Annotated in this window: 17 protein-coding genes; 9 read left to right on the forward strand and 8 right to left on the reverse strand. The window is 40.6% G+C overall.

Features of this window, described 5'->3' with window-relative positions:
• Nucleotides 1-2327, reverse strand: a 2327-nt coding sequence (locus CFPU101_RS22955) for a plasmid replication protein, CyRepA1 family (RefSeq protein WP_206817895.1), incomplete at its 3' end; no start/stop codon positions are given.
• A 327-nt stretch (nt 2328-2654) separates the two neighbouring features.
• A complete protein-coding gene (locus tag CFPU101_RS22960) occupies nt 2655-2939 on the reverse strand; it encodes a DNA-binding protein (protein WP_206817897.1) in 285 nt (94 codons plus the stop codon).
• Nucleotides 2940-3012: 73 nt separating this feature from the next.
• Here CFPU101_RS22960 and CFPU101_RS22965 point away from each other — a divergent pair, with 73 nt between their 5' ends.
• From CFPU101_RS22965 to CFPU101_RS22985, 5 genes are all read left to right on the forward strand, one after another.
• Nucleotides 3013-3933, forward strand: coding sequence for a hypothetical protein (locus CFPU101_RS22965; protein WP_206817899.1), 921 nt, complete (start codon nt 3013-3015; stop codon nt 3931-3933).
• Between the two features lie 65 nt (nt 3934-3998).
• On the forward strand, nt 3999-4484 hold the full coding sequence (locus CFPU101_RS22970; protein ID WP_242578210.1) for a hypothetical protein: 486 nt from the start codon (nt 3999-4001) through the stop codon (nt 4482-4484).
• A gap of 37 nt (nt 4485-4521) precedes the next feature.
• Nucleotides 4522-4944: a hypothetical protein gene (locus CFPU101_RS22975; RefSeq protein WP_206817901.1), complete on the forward strand. Its 423-nt coding sequence runs from the start codon at nt 4522-4524 to the stop codon at nt 4942-4944.
• Complete coding sequence (locus CFPU101_RS22980; RefSeq protein WP_206817903.1) at nt 4892-5302, forward strand: HNH endonuclease signature motif containing protein; 411 nt, start codon at nt 4892-4894, stop codon at nt 5300-5302. The genes CFPU101_RS22975 and CFPU101_RS22980 overlap by 53 nt, the downstream gene beginning before the upstream one ends.
• A 392-nt stretch (nt 5303-5694) precedes the next feature.
• Nucleotides 5695-6312, forward strand: a complete 618-nt coding sequence (locus tag CFPU101_RS22985) for an SLATT domain-containing protein (RefSeq protein ID WP_206817905.1) — start codon at nt 5695-5697, stop codon at nt 6310-6312.
• A gap of 40 nt (nt 6313-6352) precedes the next feature.
• Here CFPU101_RS22985 and CFPU101_RS22990 read toward each other — a convergent pair whose 3' ends face one another.
• A complete protein-coding gene (locus tag CFPU101_RS22990) occupies nt 6353-6490 on the reverse strand; it encodes a hypothetical protein (RefSeq protein WP_206817907.1) in 138 nt (45 codons plus the stop codon).
• Nucleotides 6491-6931: 441 nt separating this feature from the next.
• Here CFPU101_RS22990 and CFPU101_RS22995 point away from each other — a divergent pair, with 441 nt between their 5' ends.
• The 3 genes from CFPU101_RS22995 (at nt 6932) to CFPU101_RS23005 (ending at nt 11199) form a co-directional block, all read left to right on the forward strand.
• Nucleotides 6932-10045, forward strand: coding sequence for a hypothetical protein (locus tag CFPU101_RS22995; protein WP_206817908.1), 3114 nt, complete (start codon nt 6932-6934; stop codon nt 10043-10045).
• Nucleotides 10046-10289: 244 nt separating this feature from the next.
• Nucleotides 10290-10661: a hypothetical protein gene (locus CFPU101_RS23000; RefSeq protein ID WP_206817910.1), complete on the forward strand. Its 372-nt coding sequence runs from the start codon at nt 10290-10292 to the stop codon at nt 10659-10661.
• A 28-nt stretch (nt 10662-10689) separates the two neighbouring features.
• Complete coding sequence (locus tag CFPU101_RS23005) at nt 10690-11199, forward strand: hypothetical protein (RefSeq protein ID WP_206817912.1); 510 nt, start codon at nt 10690-10692, stop codon at nt 11197-11199.
• 180 nt (nt 11200-11379) lie between these two features.
• Here CFPU101_RS23005 and CFPU101_RS26085 read toward each other — a convergent pair whose 3' ends face one another.
• Entirely contained in the window at nt 11380-12246 is an 867-nt protein-coding gene (locus CFPU101_RS26085; protein WP_307730474.1) for a tyrosine-type recombinase/integrase, read from the reverse strand.
• Between the two features lie 82 nt (nt 12247-12328).
• Nucleotides 12329-13300 (reverse strand): transposase, encoded by a 972-nt coding sequence (locus CFPU101_RS23015; protein WP_206817917.1) that lies wholly within the window; start codon nt 13298-13300, stop codon nt 12329-12331.
• A gap of 88 nt (nt 13301-13388) precedes the next feature.
• Here CFPU101_RS23015 and CFPU101_RS23020 point away from each other — a divergent pair, with 88 nt between their 5' ends.
• Nucleotides 13389-14072: a hypothetical protein gene (locus tag CFPU101_RS23020; RefSeq protein ID WP_242578211.1), complete on the forward strand. Its 684-nt coding sequence runs from the start codon at nt 13389-13391 to the stop codon at nt 14070-14072.
• Nucleotides 14073-14287: 215 nt separating this feature from the next.
• Here the strand turns inward: CFPU101_RS23020 and CFPU101_RS23025 are convergent, their stop codons facing one another.
• The 3 genes from CFPU101_RS23025 to CFPU101_RS25785 form a co-directional block, all read right to left on the reverse strand.
• Nucleotides 14288-16462, reverse strand: a complete 2175-nt coding sequence (locus CFPU101_RS23025; protein WP_206817919.1) for a dynamin family protein — start codon at nt 16460-16462, stop codon at nt 14288-14290.
• Nucleotides 16463-16852: 390 nt separating this feature from the next.
• The gene (locus tag CFPU101_RS23030; protein WP_206817922.1) at nt 16853-17221 is read right to left on the reverse strand and encodes a hypothetical protein; all 369 of its coding nucleotides are present in this window, start codon (nt 17219-17221) and stop codon (nt 16853-16855) included.
• Nucleotides 17222-17317: 96 nt separating this feature from the next.
• Nucleotides 17318-17957, reverse strand: a 640-nt coding sequence (locus CFPU101_RS25785) for a hypothetical protein (RefSeq protein ID WP_307730475.1), incomplete at its 5' end; no start/stop codon positions are given.

Consider the following 17957-nt stretch of genomic DNA (forward strand, 5'->3'; position numbering starts at 1 on the left):
TGCTCAAGTTTTTTGAATTCTTCATCTGTTGGATTAGCGGCACTTGAATTAGCCTCACACTCTCGCTCATAGTTATCTTCTTTAATTAAAGTCAAAAGCAATTTACTTTCATCTTTTGACACGTAGGGGTCAGACGAGGTAGGGTTTTCAAGTAACTCATATCCTTCTGATTGCAGTTTATTCAAAATACATTCTCGATAATTCTTGGCTTCTAAATTCTGGAAACAAGCCATTTTACCCCATGAGTGAAGGTTTTCGGGTTTACTTTCATCAAGAGCCATGATCTCAGGAGCCACAGAATCAGCCACAGCTAAGGAATTAAAAATAATTTTGAATTTCTGATGTTCTGAGCGCAACAATCGTTTATAGTCGGTTTCACCGTTTCCTACTCTTTCATTAGAAGATTTGGCCACCCAGATGTGACGCGGTACATCATCTCGAAGACGGTCTAATCCTTGACAAAAGCCGTTAACCGTCTGTTTGCCTGTGCCAAAGCCAAAGACGCTCGTAAAATGATTTTTAATGTTGATACTGATTCCAGTTTCTAGAACAGGTGAAGCAACAACAACATCGTAATCCAACAAAACTTGATTCAAATTCGAGATCGCTTTGTAAGCCGGGTGTGAGGGGTCTTTACAGGTATCAGAATCAAGCACTAAGATTCGTTTATCAGGGAACTCGATACTAATCCCTTCAGCTAGATTTCCCGTCGCTAACTTTGATTTAGCATCTTTAGCCCCTGTGAAGATAATCGGTTTACCCCCGTCTCTAATGTGAGTGAGTAGAGCAGAGTATAAGGATTCGGAATCGTCGTAAACAAAAAGCTTTCTTCCTTGACTTGATTTAAAGGTGTTTTCTACTCCCCAAGTTTTAACAGGAAACCCAATCGCTCGTTCTACATAATCGAGAGAGATTCGGCTTAAATCAGCGTCGGCTAAATAAATCTTGCCTCCTGTAGCAACAACCGTTCTAAGAAGTGTTTGGAAAGTTTCAATAATTGAGACTCGATTAGCTTGACAGGTGGGAGAATTAAGCGTATGCCAGAGAACCTGTTCAGCCTCATCGATAATCACTAACGCGCCTTCCGAGTCGGAGGGGTTGAAGCTTGGATTAGCATTTGGGTGAAGTGAATCAATACAGAGGCAGTAGCCTAATATTGCTCCCTGTTCTGAGGTTCTAAGCTCTAATCGATAGGGCAATCCGAAACGATTTCCCAACTCCTCAAGCAATTTAACTCGATGCCCAATCACGAAGCAGCGTTGACCCTTTGCGATCGCTTTAGAAACAATTTTTGTTAATTGCTCCGTCTTACCCGTTTTCTTGGCTGATTTAAGCCAAATAACTTGAGCGTCGTTAGGGATTGCTACATCAAGGTATCGCTGGTTAACCGTCAAGTCTGGGTAAAGGGTTTTAAAGCCTTTAAGATTGAACAATTCAAGGCTTGTACGGCTGTTGTAAACCTCATCAAAATATTCAGTTCCTCTAGCTGCGATTAAATCGTCAACGCCTTTTTCATGGCAATCCCAAGTTATAACAGAAACCTGACTACCTTTGAATTTAAAGGGGTTTCCAGTTTTTAAAGTCGCTTGTCTAACAGCTTGTCTTGTTTTTGGCTTGTCGTCATTGTCGAAACAGAAATTAATTTCCCGTCCTTTAGTGGCAAACGGTTCTAATTGGGGAATGAGACGGGGTAAGCCGATTACATTTCCCAAATTGTCTTTCTGTTTTCTGATTCCATTCCAAATGCCAGATAATCCGACAGCACAATAACCAGCAGACAGCAAAGAAGCGGTTTTCTTAACTCCTTCTGTGGGGATGATAGGCACTCTCATCGCAATAACCCACTGCCAGAAACCTGTATCCTCAGTTTTTAAAAACGTCTCAATAGTGGCAATCCCAATCGCCTTAGCCATCCGTTCTTTGTAGGAATCTTCTAACCCGCACTTGGTTGCTATCTTTAATCCGATTCCCCAAGTGACGTTAAGGAAAAATGCTTCAGTAGGAACTTTAGGAGGGTGTTCGTATTTGATGGGTTTTCCTTTTTCATGGTCAATTCTAGGCTTATCAGGTTTGAAACACCCCCAGTCTGATTCCTTCCCTGTAATTGGGTCAATCGTGCCACACCACCAGCCACCATCATTTAGATGAGAATACCGCTTTAACCAGTTATCCCGTAGCCGTCCGTCGTTACGGCGTTCGTCGTCTGGTAGTCCGTAGAGAAGGTGTTCGTAAGCCTCGTTACCTGATAGGGATTTAAAGTTAAGTTCGATTAACTCAGGGGCGATCGCGCTCAATAAAAACTCTTGGTAGTGATGGCGATGAATCATAACTCACCCCAACACGTTCTCGGAGTTCTAGTAACTGACGGTAGCCGCGTGGAAGGCGTTTGTTTTGAGGTTAGGTCAGTAGTTATCTGACTGAAGTAAGCTTGAAAGTTGGTAGTCGCACTTGATGAACAGGCAACAGAATTTTTGGCTACACTTGTCTGTACCAGCCTTTCTTTGGTAGGATTGTACATAGAAAGAATTCAATATTTTGTTTGAATACGTGAGAAGCCCTGCTAGTGCTTGCAACAATTGGCAGGGTTTTTCACGTACTAAGATTAGTGTATCTTGTTTGTTCTATAATTAGAACACTTTGAGCCAAAAAGTTTGTTAAGATTTTTTGCGATTCCGATATTTTTGGATATATTCCAAAGCATCTTTGTCGGGAACGAGAAGGACTTTAGCCACTTTATAGGCTTTGAGAAAGGGCTTCATTCCGATAGAAGGCCGTCCCAAAGCATCATATTGAACCTTGCGAGAAGTCGTCCCTATCTCAGCCGCAATTTCCTCAAGCGTCCAATAACCAGGGACAGTTGGCTCAATCCTTTTTAATGGGGGGTCAAAGTCAGATGGATTTCTGACCATCGGTTCAGTAGTGGCTAGGGGATTAGGCATCTTTGACGAGTAATGGAATACTCTTAATTATTCCCATGATATCAAGGGTATTTTCAATTTCACATCAAATTAAATGACACGACAGCCACACGACCAATTAGCCAAAGAATACCTAGAGGAATTATTAACCCCTTTAGGGAAAGTCGAAACCAGCCGCGACGTTAGAAGCGAAGTAACCGAAATCGATGTCTGGTTCGTTCCGACCACCCCACAAACTGCCAATCCCCCCAATCTAGGGTTACTAAGCTTTATGGCCGCCACTAGCTGTCTATTTGAACCCTATCGTAATGCCCCGACTGAAATCGAAATCCGTAGTTGTCTGTTGAAGCTCTACACCGTTCACTCTGAGCTATTGCGGAAAGCCAAACGGGAAAAACAGTCGTTATCAGAAACCGAATTGCCGTTTTTATGGATTTTATCGCCTTCGTGTTCAGCTAGGATACTAGACGGATTTGGAGCTTTTCTCAAAGAGGAAGAAAACTGGGTTGAAGGAGTTTATTTTTTCCCAAACTTGTTCCAAACCGCCATTGTCGCTATCAACCAACTTCCCGTCACCCCCGATACACTCTGGTTGAGGGTTTTAGGCAAAGGAAGCACCCAAAGACAAGCCGTAGAAGAATTAGCCAACTTACCAAAAAGTCATCCGTTCCGAGATAGCCTGTTAGAGATCTTAGCTTCTTGGCGTAAGACATTAGAGTTAAAAGATAATAGGAGTGAAGACGATTCGGAATTAATTATGAACTTATCACCCGCTTACATACAGCAACGCGAAGTTTGGAAAGAAGAAGGAAAGCAGGAAGGGAATTTAGAGGGACAATCCCTCATCGTGGCTAGTTTGCTTTCTGAACGATTCGGCACTTTAGATGAGGAATTATCTAATCTGATTCCAACTCTAATGCAGCTTCCTCTACCAGAGCGCACGAGATTACTGCTCCAGATCGCCACTCTTTCCCGTGAGGAATTAATAGCTAGGCTTGAGGGATCATTGAACTAACTGGCTCGTTCCACTCTCGCAAGAGTAGGCGGGCTGCTCTCGTTATTAAAGACTAAGGGTGGAGCGTGAGCGAGATCACTGCAATTTTTGGGAAACCCGATAAGATAGGATTGCTCTTTAAGCAAAAAAGTCAAAGCATGGTCACTAAAAAAGAAGCGATTGAATTTGCCAAAAAGTACAACTGGACAGCTAAGGATGCAGAAAGAGCTTACGTCAACATCGCTCTTGAAAATGCAACCGAGCAAGATCTAATCACTGCCCTGCTTGCCTTCGCTGGGCCAGAACTCCTAGAACGCCAACGATTGCAAGCCGCCCAGAAAGCCCAAGTCACGAAGAAGAAAAATTACATCTCGAAAATTGAAGCCGACTTCGCCAACAAAATCGAGGAAGCCGACCGCCAAGTTAGCGAGTTACGCAGTACCTTTCTGCCCCTCATCGCCAAGCTCTACAATTTCGCTTCTCCGTTCGGGCTTAAAGATCCTTGGATTGAAGCGTTACTCGTGACCTACAACAATTTCTTAAGCAATCAAAACGACGACGAAGTTGCCTAAATTGGCTCATGCGTCATAAGAAGGGAAATTTTCTACCATGCAGACCACCACCCGCGCCCAACTCAAAGGATACGGACTTAGCGATTACCTAGCTACCGCGCTCACCAAGAGCCTGAAAAGTGTCAGAAAAGAGAGAAATACCCATCACTACGCCATCAACGAAGTCATCGCCAGCATCAGAGCGTACCAGGAGCGCGAGCGGGTCAAATCGAAAACCCGCTCTTGTCTAAACGCCCTACTCAACACACTTCAAGATCGTCAAGACAATTTAATCACCGTTTCCTTTACCAACGGCACAGACAAAGAACTAAGTGAACTAGCTTTCCGCGCTTATCGAACCCTTTCAAAAACCGTAAAAACGCTCTCCGACCTCAAAGCTGAGGCGGCTACTATCAAGGGAAAAAAGGATGGAAGAAGAAAATCTAGCCGAAAAGTTATTCAAACTCAACTCATCAATTAACGAATGGTTGACCGACACGAGAGTGCTGGTCGATCAAATTAAAGCTCGACAAGACCCGCGCCGTCAGTTTAACCTCTGGCGGAACAGTAGCGAGGGAAAAAACTGGAAGCGACGACAGCACTCTAAGCAGGACAGGAAATGCGCCCTCTGCGCTGATTACGTCCACATCAGCCGCGCTCATATTGATCACATCAAACCCATCGCCAAATATCCTGACCTCGCTCTCGCTCTCGATAACCTGCAACTCGTTCATCCTCAGTGCAACCTAACCAAAGGGACAACTACCGCCCCTGCATCGAAATTCCAAGAGAGCGATCGCACCCTCGAACACCGAGATGGCAACGAGCGGAGAAATTAAGGCTGATCTCCTCTCTTTGAGGATGATTCTGGTAAGAAGTTGAGCCTCAAGTCGGGCGAACTTGTCTCGACTTCGAGCAACGCTGCTGTTACGGGCTTTTCACCCATTTGATAAGCCTCCTCGAAGGCTAAGGTTAAATGCTGCTCGATTTGTAAGGGCGTTCTCAGCCGTGTTGCTAACAAATCAATGGCATCGGACGTTAGGATGTCCTATTCCCTCTTAACGCTTAAAATTTCCCCCATCACTATAGAAAAGGGGAATTGCAATGTTAATTTTACAGAGAACTTGGGTATTATAAGATTGCTTCGATATTCTCTTCAATTATTTTCATTGCTCTCTCTCGAATTTATATACCAAAAAAAATAATTTTTACTAAAAATATATAGCGTTTAGTGTTTTTTACAAATTTAGAATTTATGGGGATAAAATCTAATAAAACTTTTGAAGAGCTTCATAGAAGAATAGATGTAGTAACTAGAGTCCGTTACATCGCCGCACGAAGGTTAAAAATTCATCAACGTTTATCTCAATGGGTTATAACGTTAATTTCAGTTATACTTATTATTATTCCATTATTACAAACATTTCAAATAAAAACTAAAGTCAGTGAACAGGCTCTTAATGTTATTGAAGTTTTTTTAGGCGTAGCTATTTTAGCTTACTCTCTGCTACTCAATATGGAGAATTATACCAGTAGAGCGGAAAAGATGCAGTCTTGTGGTGTTGAGCTTACTTTTCTAAAAAGTAGAATTTATCCATATATACATTATAAGCATAATACTAAATTATATAATCAATTCGCAGAAAAATATAATATTATATTAGAGAAATACGAAAATCATGATGATATAGATTATAAATTTTTTACTTTAGAAAAGCCACAAGGGTTTTCTAAAGAAAATTTTTATTTTGCGTGGATAGCTATCAAAATTCGCTTTTGGTTAAGTTTTTCGCATTATATAATCGTTATTTTTATTTTAATTGCAACAATATATTATATTTTTAAATAAAACATAGATTTTTTAAATTAATTATTTATAGTTTTGTTATCTAAAATCTAGGGAATAAAAACGCTAATTGTCGATTTTCCGCTTCTAAAATAGCGAGAGCTATGGTCGCTACCTCATCAATTCCCCTCCAAACGGCGATCAGGACACCTGAATCAAAATAAGTTCTGATCGCTTTCAATCACTTTTTCCCCGTTGTTGGGGCAAACTACCGCAAAGCTGACACCAGGGGCAATCTAGCTTAAAACGTTTGCCACGTAAAGCTTTTAAAAAGCCAAAATTAGCGATGCCGCAGGCACGCTTCGCACGCGCATCTCTCTTAAATTTTGCAGAAAATAGCTATTTTCTGCAAAAATGGCTCGTTCTCTGATTGAAAAAAAGCTATAAGTCTTATTAATTAAGGCTTACAGAGAATTTTGGGAGAAGACAAAAAAAGCGTCTCAAGGACTGAAAACTGCAAAATTTCTTAGATTGCACTTCGTGGTGGTTTTGCTAGGTTTGCCCCAACTCGCACCCCGGATACGGATACTGTTGGCTTAGATAAAATCCGTGAATCTACCATATGCGAGGTAATCTTTTTAGAGTTAGGTTCGATTAAGACCATTTGGAATGCACTCTCGCCATGCCTGAACCCAATTATTTGAGAAACTTTTTTCATAAAGAAGATAAGAAAGATAATTTGTTTGATGTCAATAAAGGTATGAGTTACCAAGAAATTTTGAATTCAAGCCAAAAGTCTCAAAAAGATATTGTCATTCATTTTCCGATCAATCTAGCTGCTGAATTTCATCCGATTTCAAAAGCAATATCAAGAACTGCACCTCTTAAAGGCCATGAGACTCCATCAAAACTTCTAACCGTCCAGATGCGTCTAATAAGTATGGATTCTCCAGAGAAAACTTTGGTGTATTCCTCTAGTAAAAAACCAGGAGCAAAGCTGATTAAATCAGATTTAGATTTCATTCCTTTACAGTTTTTCACCGAAGAACTTGACTTTAAAGTTGTAATCTTGCATGGAAGAAATTGGTACGAGGTTAAAACAAAACATTATCCAACGCTGAACATTGTTATTTATTGCTTTTCAGGAAAAGAAAGTATTTTTAAGCTCTTTCGTCGCTATACCTTAAAGGATGCTCAGAAACAACGTAGGGTAGGTAGTGCTGGACTTCAGGAACTCCTAAAGCAAGTAAAAAGTGGATTTATCAATGAATCAAACTCATATTTACACGCCGGGAAGAAAAACTGGATAAATCAATCCATTGAACTTCCTTATCTGTTAAAAGCACCACCTTTATCGATGGACTCCGATAATTTCTATTTTAAAGTTAGTGTAGAGTTTATAGATATTTGTGCCATTCACGGTAATAATAAAGATTTATCAGAAGTTGCCTCTAACGTTGAATTGACATACCTCCCAAAAATTAGCCCAGAAGAGGAAGATAAAATTCGAGATATTTACGACTCTGACTGGGAGCGTTTTTTAGCATTCGCCAAATCAAAGTGTATATATCATGACATTTTGCTTAAATACAATGAAAAAATGTCAAAAGTTTATCAGGACTTGTCTGTGCCAGATTTAAAACCTCCGAAACTGACGATTGGTGCTACAGTTAGAAATTTATTAGAATCTGCTGTTATCAATGAAGTTAAACAAGCTAATCCGGAAATCTCTATCCTAGAAATTAAAGATTTAATCAAAAAATTAATGTCCTATGGTTCTTCTAATTACTTACAAACAGTATTTGAAAGGGAAGTATCAGAAGAATTTCAAGGTAAGCCAGATAGAAAATTACAGAAAGAAAAACAAAAGAAGCTAAACGAGAAGCTTTTGTTGACAAAAGTAATTGGCGGTCGAACTTACTGTGGTCAACCTTTATATCTTTCCAAACTTGACGAAAGTGAGGTTATTTGCGACTCAGATATTAAGCAAGCATATCCAACAGTTATAAAACAGCGTGCTCTTCCACTAGGACATTTAAAAGTAGTTAGAGATATAACGCTTAAAGAATATATAGAAATACATCGCCAAAGTGGGAATATAGAAGAAAATTTAGAGCTTGTTTATGTAACCGTTGAAGGTGAAGAACTACCAGAGTCGCAGAACTTTCTTCCATCAGTGACCTACAAAACTTCAAAATGTTTAAATGAAGATAAGACTCTAGAAGCGAGTGATACTCGTATTTATACGCATCAAATTATTCAAGCACCATTTACAACTTCTACTTTCTATTGGTTAGATTACGTGGCTACTCCTAAGCTTAGAAATTATATCAAAGAAAACGGCAAAGTTTTAATTGGAGGTTACTATCCTAAAGACAAATTTGTACCTTTGGATAAGCTAAGTGAAAATTTAAATAGTTTTGAAAAAGACAAAAAATGGACAAAGGTAGATTTAGGTGAAATTTTAGTAAATAAACTTATTGAACTACGTAACAATTACAAGAAAAAAAACAAAGGAGGTACGGATGAAAGCGAAGCAATGAATAATCTTTTTAAGCTGATGAATAATACCATTTATGGTGCGTTTTCCAGCAGAAATTTTGACATTTGTAATCCCATTGTAGCCAACAATGTAACCAGTGATGTTCGCTTAATGGTTTGGTGTATGGAAACAGCTTTAGGAGGCTTCCAAACAATAACTGATGGTGTATCTTGGTGTCTGAATCGTGTGCTAGTAGGAACAAACACACGCTATAAGTCTCGATCTCTTGATTCACGCCACCACTTAGTTCATCGATTACCTGATCAGACGGCTCTAGAACGCTGTCGTCAAGGCTGGAATTGGGCAGCGATAGGTGATGCACGACTTTACAAATGGCGTGATGCTGATATTTTAGAGTTCCGTCAAGGTGAATCAAGTCCCATTGAACACTGTCAGGCGTATGATGATCAAAGTAAGCTGCAACCACATCCTCTACTTAAACGTATAGATGAAGAGCTAATTCCCAAACATCTTAAAACTTGCTTTCCAAAAGATTTTATAGAAAAATTTATAGATAAACTTAAATTTGAAATTGAATCCAAAGGTTTATACACCAGCATTACTATTGACGGGACAGCTAACTATTTTTTGACACCGCCGAAGTCATACCCAAAACCAGACAACGAGCCAATTATAAAGCGTCGAAGTCATAGGACTAAACAAGGAAAAGCCAAGGAAGTATTCACAGAATACTACCAGCAAGATTTACGCTCTCCAGAGCGCGTTGCAATTCCGAGGCCTTATACTGACTATGAGATAATATCGTGCGGAGATTATAAACAACGATATGAGTCCCATTACAAATATTCAATGTTAATACCTGGAGACTATGAGCCAAAGGTTAAGAGTTTTCAAGCCTTCCAACTCTATCAATTCACCTTCCGCACTCATACTCAATACGAAAAGTTTAGAAATGAACATCAAAAAGCAAGAAAGAAATATGGATTGTCGGCAGAGCGATACCACAGGTGCTTAGGGGAGAACGGTGAAGTAGATCAATGTCATATTCATATTAATTACAAACAAATGCTGGAAGAGTATGACAGTTCGCTATGTCCTCAGAAAGCAAAAAATTCTTCTAATTCAAAGCTATATCTTACTTACCGCAGTTATCAAATTGGGAAAAACCGCTCGCGCTTGCGGAAGTATGAATCTTTGCAGCTAGAGCCGACACCGAAAGGAGAGAAGGACAGATTGAATGAAGAACTTCGTCGGCTGTTTGACTATGAACAATCGTACAACGAGGAATTGTGACTTGCAGAATAAAATGGCGTAAAATGCCAGGTTATGCTTCACAGGTCGAGGTACTTAAAAGGGAATAATAAAGCCATAAATTGGCTTTATTTCAGTCCGAGGCGATTATGATTTCAGTCCGCTACAGTTACAGAACTAAAAAGCTAAATCAGTGCAGTGGATTTCAGCAAAGTTATTGATACATAAGATTTACATGGCATTTGACTCTTCCTATTGACTACAAAATCCTGCATATATTTTGGGTATGGTCACTATCCCCAGTGGGAAAGCAGTCGCCATCATCAACTCATCAGTCCGACTGACCAGTTCGCAAAGGTTCTCATCGGCAATTTTAGACGAGAGCAAAGCCGATGCCTTGCTGACCCTGGCACATAAAGCCCCCGTATTGGTTGCTGGTTTGTATAAGACTGATGGTTTGCTCTACCTATACCGCCTCGATGAGCAAGGTGCATTGAGCCACTCTGCAAAACCGAGTCTCAAACAAACACCAGTTTCTTTTGTCAATCAACAGAAAGTCTGGAGAAGACTTATCGAGATTCCCTTTAGTGCTTGCTGGCTTTTCACCTACCAGCAACGCCAGCTAAAACTCCAGCATCGTCCAGAAACTCAAAGCTAATCCCATACCCTAAAGAAAGAGGTAATTCATGTTGTCATCAGCCTACGCCCCCATTATTAAAGATAACCATCAGGTTATGGAGGATTTGGTTAAATATCTTTGTCCTAGTTGGATTCTCAATTTTCCTACGACCAATAACCACTCGCAATATCCCAATTTTGATTGTATGGTCACTATCCCCAGTGGGAAAGCAGTTGCCATCATCAACTCATCAGTCCGACTGACCAGTTCGCAAAGGTTCTCATCGGCAATTTTAGACGAGAGCAAAGCCGATGCCTTGCTGACCCTGGCACATAAAGCCCCCGTATTGGTTGCTGGTTTGTATAAGACTGATGGTACGCTCGACCTATACCGCCTCGATGAGCAAGGTGCATTGAGCCACTCTGCAAAACCGAGTCTCAAACAAACACCAGTTTCTTTTGTCAATCAACAGAAAGTCTGGAGAAGACTTATCGAGATTCCCTTTAGTGCTTGCTGGCTTTTCACCTACCAGCAACGCCAGCTAAAACTCCAGCATCGTCCAGAAACTCAAAGCTAATCCCATACCCTAAATAAAAGCCGCACTTTGTAGTCAAATCGGTCAAGGGTCGCTACAAAAGGTAAACTACGACTATCTTGAGACGCTCTTTTTTTTCTTCCCTCTAAAATTCCTGAAAACCATAGCTGATAGGCTGGGTTAATCCTAAAGCCGTGTTCTCATCAGACCGCTCTAAGTTCCCTAGAACGGTAATTTAACCTTGGTATATTGCGCTCCGTAATCACCAGGGAGAATATGCAGGTATTTACTGGTCACATCCAGCCCCGAATGCCCCAACTCCTGCTGCTGTAAGTGGAGCGGGCTGCCGTTAATTAGCTGGTGGGTTGCCCCAGTGTGCCTGATCCAGTGGGGGCTGACCCCATAAATTCCCACTCGTTCCCCCGCTGCTTTAACGATGCGCCATACTTGTACCGTCGAGTAAGCTTTGTGTCGATAATTCAGAAAGATGGGGTCATTCCCTTTAGCCGAAACTAATTTAGCCGCTTTGAGAGCTTGCCAAAGGTGCGGTGTGATGGTCACTTTCCGAGTTTTACTCCCTTTGCCAAATAACGTCACCAAAGCCGAGCCATCGGGTTTTTCTCGAAGATCCTTCCAAGTCAGGCTACAGAATTCCGATACTCTAGCGCGGGTTTCATAGAGGAAAGCTAACATTAACTGATGCTGGCGATTCGGTTCGGTCAACAGCATCCTTTCCCACTCCTCTTCAGTCAGAATCCGTTCGGAGATCGCATCTTTGACCTTGGGTGACGTGACCGCCGCACCAGGATTTTTAGCGAGCAACTCATTCTTCTGGGCAAAACTGAAGAGGGACTTGACCGCCGCCACCTTTCGTTTGCGAGAGGAAGGCGCGTAACGTAATTCCAGACTGGTATCCCAATCTTGAAGATCCGCCAACGTCATTTCCTCTAACCGCTTACGGGTGAAATCTAACAAGTCCTGTACATCGGTTAAATAGGACTTACGGCTGTTTTGGGACTTACCGTGAAGCCACATCTGGATGATTTTCAAATCCATCGGTATTTCTAGCCCCTTTAACCCATTACCCATGAAAGAAAGATGCGAAATAAGATTTGTTATCTTTCATCATACGGTGAAACGGTGCGATCAAAGGAGCCATCAGCTTCAAAGTTTAGGTTGGCTCTGATTCCTCTAACTGGGAGAGATTGTTCTGAAATTCAACAAGTGATCCAATAGTAACAGCTTGTCTGTGCAGGGTTTTAAGAACAGAAGGGTCTTCGATTTGGTTAATCGCCTCAACCAAAGAGGGCGGAACATCGGAAAACCGAATCGTCAAAACATCGATGACATCCTCTCGTCCTTTTTGCAGGATTCCTTCATCTAGCCCTTCTTGACGGGCGAGACGTTCGACACTGGTTACATAAGGCATTTGTAAATCCTCCTCAAAACGTCTAATTTCTTGTTTGAACTCGCTTTCAATCCGATCTGGTAGGGTCATCATCCAGTCAATCAGCCTGAATAACTCTAAGATATCCTGTCGGCTGTATCCCCGTTGATAGAGACTCTTGGCTATCCTCAATTTTCCTTGATAACGAAGGAGGGGATCTTGGTTAGTTTGCTGTGTGGTCAGATGCGCCGCCACGATGACGGCAAAGGGATTGGGATTTTCAGAAAGAAGATCGCTTCTAGTTTGATAGTCTAGCAGTTTAACTATTGGAAATTCTAAAGAAACTCGACACCCCCAAAGAGAGTAGCGATAAGCCGAAGGTCGCCAAGAGTCCTGCTCATCGGCCAGAACCGCGAGACTGACCACTGGCCGCCGATACAGGTCGAAAATGCGGTAGTTATAAACGTACATCCGTTCGGCAAAACTGGACTGGACTTGGCTTTGAACTTCGACATGAATTAGCACCCAGATTTCAGAACCGTCGCCTCGCCAGACCTTGACCAGTTTATCGGCATAAATGCGTCCGAGTTCGGCATCTCGTACTATCTGTTGAAATTCTTTATCGAGAAATTCATAACCTTTCCTCCAATCGATGTTGGCCTCAATTTGGGGAAAGAAGAACACCATAAAAGGTTGAAAGTAAAGTCCGAGGGCTTCTTTCCAAGGGTTGTCGTAATCGGCACGTTGATCGGTCATGCGATGAGGGTAAAACAACAGTTCAAAGATGACCCTACTGCTTTCTAGTTCGTCTGTCTAGAGGCGTGGTATTAATAGAGGTAACGATATGTCCAGTACAGTACAGGACACAACACAGGACATGACAGAAATCGACCGCCTTCCCTTATCCCAACTGCCAGAACGCTACGGCATTGCCCGTTCTGCCCTTTATACCCGTCTGAAAGATTTGCAGATTGAACCGATTAAGGAGGGTAAAAAAGCCTATGTCGATGGTTCACAGCTTCAGTTACTTGATGAACTGCACGAACACATTCAAGGTGGAGGAACGACGAATGAGTTTTTAAAACAGAAAGCCTCTAAGAGTACAGGACTGTCTAGGACTCCTTACAAAACACAAGAGTCCAGTTTAATTGTACAGGACAGTCCAGGACAGATCACTCTACAGCCATCGGGGTTAGTGGCAGTGGTAGAAGCGATCTTTCTACGACTGTTACCGAAAACAGGCAGTCGTTTATCCTATCTACGGGAGTTAGAAGAAGCTTATGAAAAGGGTTGGCTGCTTAGTACATCCGAATTAGCCGATCTGCTAGGGCTATCGCCTAAAACGGTAGCCGCTTACGGGCAGCAGTTTGAAGATGCGGGTTTCGTGTTCACGAGGGCAGGGACGAGAAAGGGAGGGGAAATCGCTTGGGCAATCGATAAGGGTTATGAAGTTGAAGCAAATCCACAGCAGTCAGGCATCGGTATTAAAGAGGCTTTTTCGTCAGAGTTCGATCCTGAACCAGATTAACTATTATTAGAAAATGATTTTACTCCTAATAACACCTGCTTCAGCAATTTTAGTGAAAATATGCCGATGAAGTTCAAAAGAAAAAATTTTTACTTTTTTTATTGATATCTAGTTGCTTTTTTTTATTAATATCTTTTGATTTTTCCCTTGTTGCTCAACAATAGTGATTAGCTCCTAATAAAATTTTTATTTGGACTACAATAATGTTACTTTAGTTAGGGTTTCCAATCATTTAAGAATAATCTCAGAGAACTCAATTCAGCCAGATAGTTAGTAAGTTTAGCCTTTTGGTTTTCAAGAACAGAACAAATTTTTTCTTTTTCTCCTTCTTTTGTTTCTCTGTCTTGAATTAAATTATTGAAAATATCTTGGAAGCGATTGATATAATTATTAATTTGTTGCTCGGCATTCTGAAAATCATCCTCAATTTGTTTTTCAATAATTCTCTCAAGAAATTTATTACTTTCCCTAACTTGACTATCTATTTTTTTATTAATAGCATTTGTAATTTCTCTTAAATCAATTACATATACATCTTCTGTCCCATCTTGATAGGGAACATTTACATAATACTCTGACTGACAAAAACCTCCGCCTCTCTTTTCGGCTTTAACTCGTATAATAGCTTCCTGTTGAGTTTTCATTAAATTGTCGATTCCTAAAAAATCAAAAACTGGAAATTGAATAGGGTTAGTATTTAGTTCAACTTTTAAAGTCTCTCCAATTAATCGAGAAAGTTCATCAGATATCCCTTGAATATCTGTTTGAATTTGTTGAGTCAATACTTTTCTAACTGCGGTTCCATAAGTGATTAGTTCATCTTCAGTGTTGACCCACCATGATTGAATATGAGGCGTACAAAAGTTATTAATATTATCAATTAATTTTTTCGCTTTCTGCTGATCTCTATACTTGATTGTATAAGGATCAAGCTCTGGTTCTTCAGCCTGATTATTGTTTGAGGGTTCTCCTTTCCAATCTTCCTCTGTTCCCGTTAGCGTATCTAGTAAAGAGCAACTAATTTTAAATATTACTTGTTTTAAAGGTGAATTAGGTATCATTTCTAAAACAACATTTCCTAATGAGCCTACTAGATTTGAAAAAAAATCCCAACCATTTATTTCTTTCTTGCTTGCTCTTCTAGAAAATAAAGAATTTACTCTTTTTTCAGGTTGAGTTTGTCGAGCTTCTACCAGCTTATCAATTTCTTCTTTTATATTAGTTTTAGCAATTTCAGCGAATTCCTTAATTCCTTCACTAAAACCCTTAATAAGTATTTGTTTTTGGTGTTTAATAGATGTTTTTACTTGGTTAACTTTTTTTTCAGCTAGAGCGGAATATTGTTGAAAAATCTCAACTTTTTGTTTAAGTTCTTCTAATTCCATCTCCCATCCACTGATGCGTGTGTTCAGAGTATCTTCAATGGCTTTTGCTGATTTATCTAATATGCTCAGAACGTCGCTTAGAAGATTCCAACCAGAATTTTGTACAACTGTTTGAATTACTGAGTCTTCAATAGTTGGAATTCCGCTATCTTGTAAGGCTTGTGGTGCAATTTCATAAGGTTCTGGAATATAACGTCTTCCCTTTTCATCTTTTTCAGTATATTTAGCCGCAAATTTTTGAATAAAATCTTCTTCTTGACTATTTGTTGCCTTTTCCTGCTGGATTAACTTGGCTAACAATCCTTGCCAAGCACTAGCAGGATAAACAATAGGGTCAAGGATTCCAAAACCCATTAAAGCTTGTTTTAAGTCTTTAATAACATCCTCAATGGGACGATCTTTTTGTGCTATCCTATCAACCTTATTAAGAATGAAGTAGAGTTTCCCTGTATTTGCTTGCAACGTTTCTTTACGCCGCTCTATCAACTCCTCAAGTAACTCTGAATTGGTGTTGTCTTTAAAAGAAGTGTAATCTAAGATAAACAAGATTGCATCGCAGGTTCGCAATGCCTCTAAAGCAGTCTTTTTCAATTCAACCGTACTGAACTCTGCTGATTCCCACTCATTGGGGCCAGGAGTATCAACCAAGGTGAAACCTGCAAGAGATGGGAGTTTACCGATTGCCTCTATAGGATGTTCTAACTCAAAGCGCATGATCTTATTGTCATTTTGAGTTGCCCGAATTTCATGAGTACGTTCAAGAAATCTGTGACGAATTGCTTCTGCCTCTCCTTCGGCAATCATAATAGGCTTTCTTTTCCCCTCTCGATACTCTAAAAGTCTTGGTTTAGAACCTTTATTGATGGGGCGGATATCTGTACGGCAGACTGTACAAGCTTCAGATTCACTCGCTAGTATATCTGCACCAATTAAGGCATTGAGAAAGGTACTTTTACCCGCTTTCATAGCTGCAATCACAGCTACCTGATATTTCTGCTCCTTCAAAGCTTTAAGAGCTTTAGTGATATTATCCTCAATACTCTGTAACCCTTTAGTCTCATCGCCTTCACACAGCCGTTCGGCTCGAACTTCTTGAAGATACTGTAATAATCTTGTACAAAGGGAAAAAGGTCAATTTTTCAAAAGTTCCTTAGCGGTATCGCGAGCCTTAAAAGGGACTCAATTGTGACCGATTAGTGACCAAATACTGACCAAATACTGACTGATTAGTGACTAAACAGCCGTCAAGCAGCTATTTTCAGAAAACGAGTCAGTCTTAAGTGACCGATTAGTGACCAAATACTGACCGAATCCTGACCGATTAGTGATAAAAGCGATTTTTGGGCTAAATTGAGGTGAAGAGAGGGGTACAAAAAGTCTTGATTTTTTGTCCAGCTAATCTTCGTATTCCTCTTCAAGATCAAGCTCTGCAAGTAGCAAACTTTTTAAGAGAACAAAATAAGGGATGCTTTTTGAAGTGGCAATTTGTCTGATGCGATATTCATAGTTGTAATCAAACCAGGCGGCGGTACAGAAGGCGTATCTGGTTTTTATAGGGGCATTAGAGAGATGAGGAAAAGCGTTGATCGCTTCAGTCGGCATATCATCTAATGAGTAAAACTGAGCCGAATCCGCGAAATCGGCATAGTCTTTAATTAACTCTTGCCCTAAATGCTGATAAGCCAAGGCTTTTAGCTGTAAAATGGACATCTGTTGAAAATTAGGTTTTTTAGTAACTCGCTTAATTTCTGTCCAGATTTTCATTGGCTTTCTTTCCCCCCTTTCGAGGTAGCAATTTTTGTCTTTTCGCTTCTTTCATTTTAGTGAGTGCCTTAAAGGGAAAGAGTCGAATCGGATTCCTCATACGGCCACCTCTTCCCATAAATAACTATTATTAGAGAGGGTGGACACGCTCAATGAATCTCGTTCGTGCCAACGGCTCAAAATCTCGTTCCGTCCGTCAAGATTGGGGTCTAGTAATTGGTAAACCCGTTTTCGGTTGCCTCGACTCCCCTTACGACCGATACAGGTAAGTTTTAATCCCAGTCGCCCTAATAGCCTTTGTGCGACGGCCACAGGAGAATCTTTTTCTGGGTTAATCGTTAAGCCCAAAACAGTCTTGATGGCATGAGCGTGTGGAACAATAATATTTTTGAACCAATCGGCTAGAGAATCGTTATCGTGAAGGCTTTCAGGATTGAAAAACCGTTCAATTTGTAAAAACTCTAAAACTTTGATTTTTGGAGTTAAAGCGATTTTATTGACATCAGGCTTAAAGACAAAACCACCATTCTTAGAAGCTAAACTCTTGACCTTTTTCTGCTCTCTTTGTGTTAGAAACGGCTTGCCCATTGTTAGATAATAATGTAGGGTTAGTTGACTAAACCAGCCCCCGTCGTCTCTGGCTACCATTTCTGAAGTAATTTCTTCTGTTAAATAACGACGGCATAACTTACCTTTTCTGTGAGTGTACCGTTGCTGCGGGGTTTTGTCGTTTTGT

The sequence above is a fragment of the Chroococcus sp. FPU101 genome (assembly GCF_017312365.1).
Classification (GTDB): domain Bacteria; phylum Cyanobacteriota; class Cyanobacteriia; order Cyanobacteriales; family Microcystaceae; genus Chroococcus.

Bases quoted from the DNA above. Each gene is read 5' to 3' on its own strand.
- CFPU101_RS22960 (WP_206817897.1), bottom strand. From the start codon at position 2,939: ATGCCTAATCCCCTAGCCACTACTGAACCGATGGTCAGAAATCCATCT.
- CFPU101_RS22965 (WP_206817899.1), top strand. From the start codon at position 3,013: ATGACACGACAGCCACACGACCAATTAGCCAAAGAATACCTAGAGGAA.
- CFPU101_RS22975 (WP_206817901.1), top strand. From the start codon at position 4,522: ATGCAGACCACCACCCGCGCCCAACTCAAAGGATACGGACTTAGCGAT.
- CFPU101_RS22980 (WP_206817903.1), top strand. From the start codon at position 4,892: ATGGAAGAAGAAAATCTAGCCGAAAAGTTATTCAAACTCAACTCATCA.
- CFPU101_RS22995 (WP_206817908.1), top strand. From the start codon at position 6,932: ATGCCTGAACCCAATTATTTGAGAAACTTTTTTCATAAAGAAGATAAG.
- CFPU101_RS23000 (WP_206817910.1), top strand. From the start codon at position 10,290: ATGGTCACTATCCCCAGTGGGAAAGCAGTCGCCATCATCAACTCATCA.
- CFPU101_RS23005 (WP_206817912.1), top strand. From the start codon at position 10,690: ATGTTGTCATCAGCCTACGCCCCCATTATTAAAGATAACCATCAGGTT.
- CFPU101_RS26085 (WP_307730474.1), bottom strand. From the start codon at position 12,246: ATGGGTAATGGGTTAAAGGGGCTAGAAATACCGATGGATTTGAAAATC.
- CFPU101_RS23015 (WP_206817917.1), bottom strand. From the start codon at position 13,300: ATGACCGATCAACGTGCCGATTACGACAACCCTTGGAAAGAAGCCCTC.
- CFPU101_RS23020 (WP_242578211.1), top strand. From the start codon at position 13,389: ATGTCCAGTACAGTACAGGACACAACACAGGACATGACAGAAATCGAC.
- CFPU101_RS23030 (WP_206817922.1), bottom strand. From the start codon at position 17,221: ATGAAAATCTGGACAGAAATTAAGCGAGTTACTAAAAAACCTAATTTT.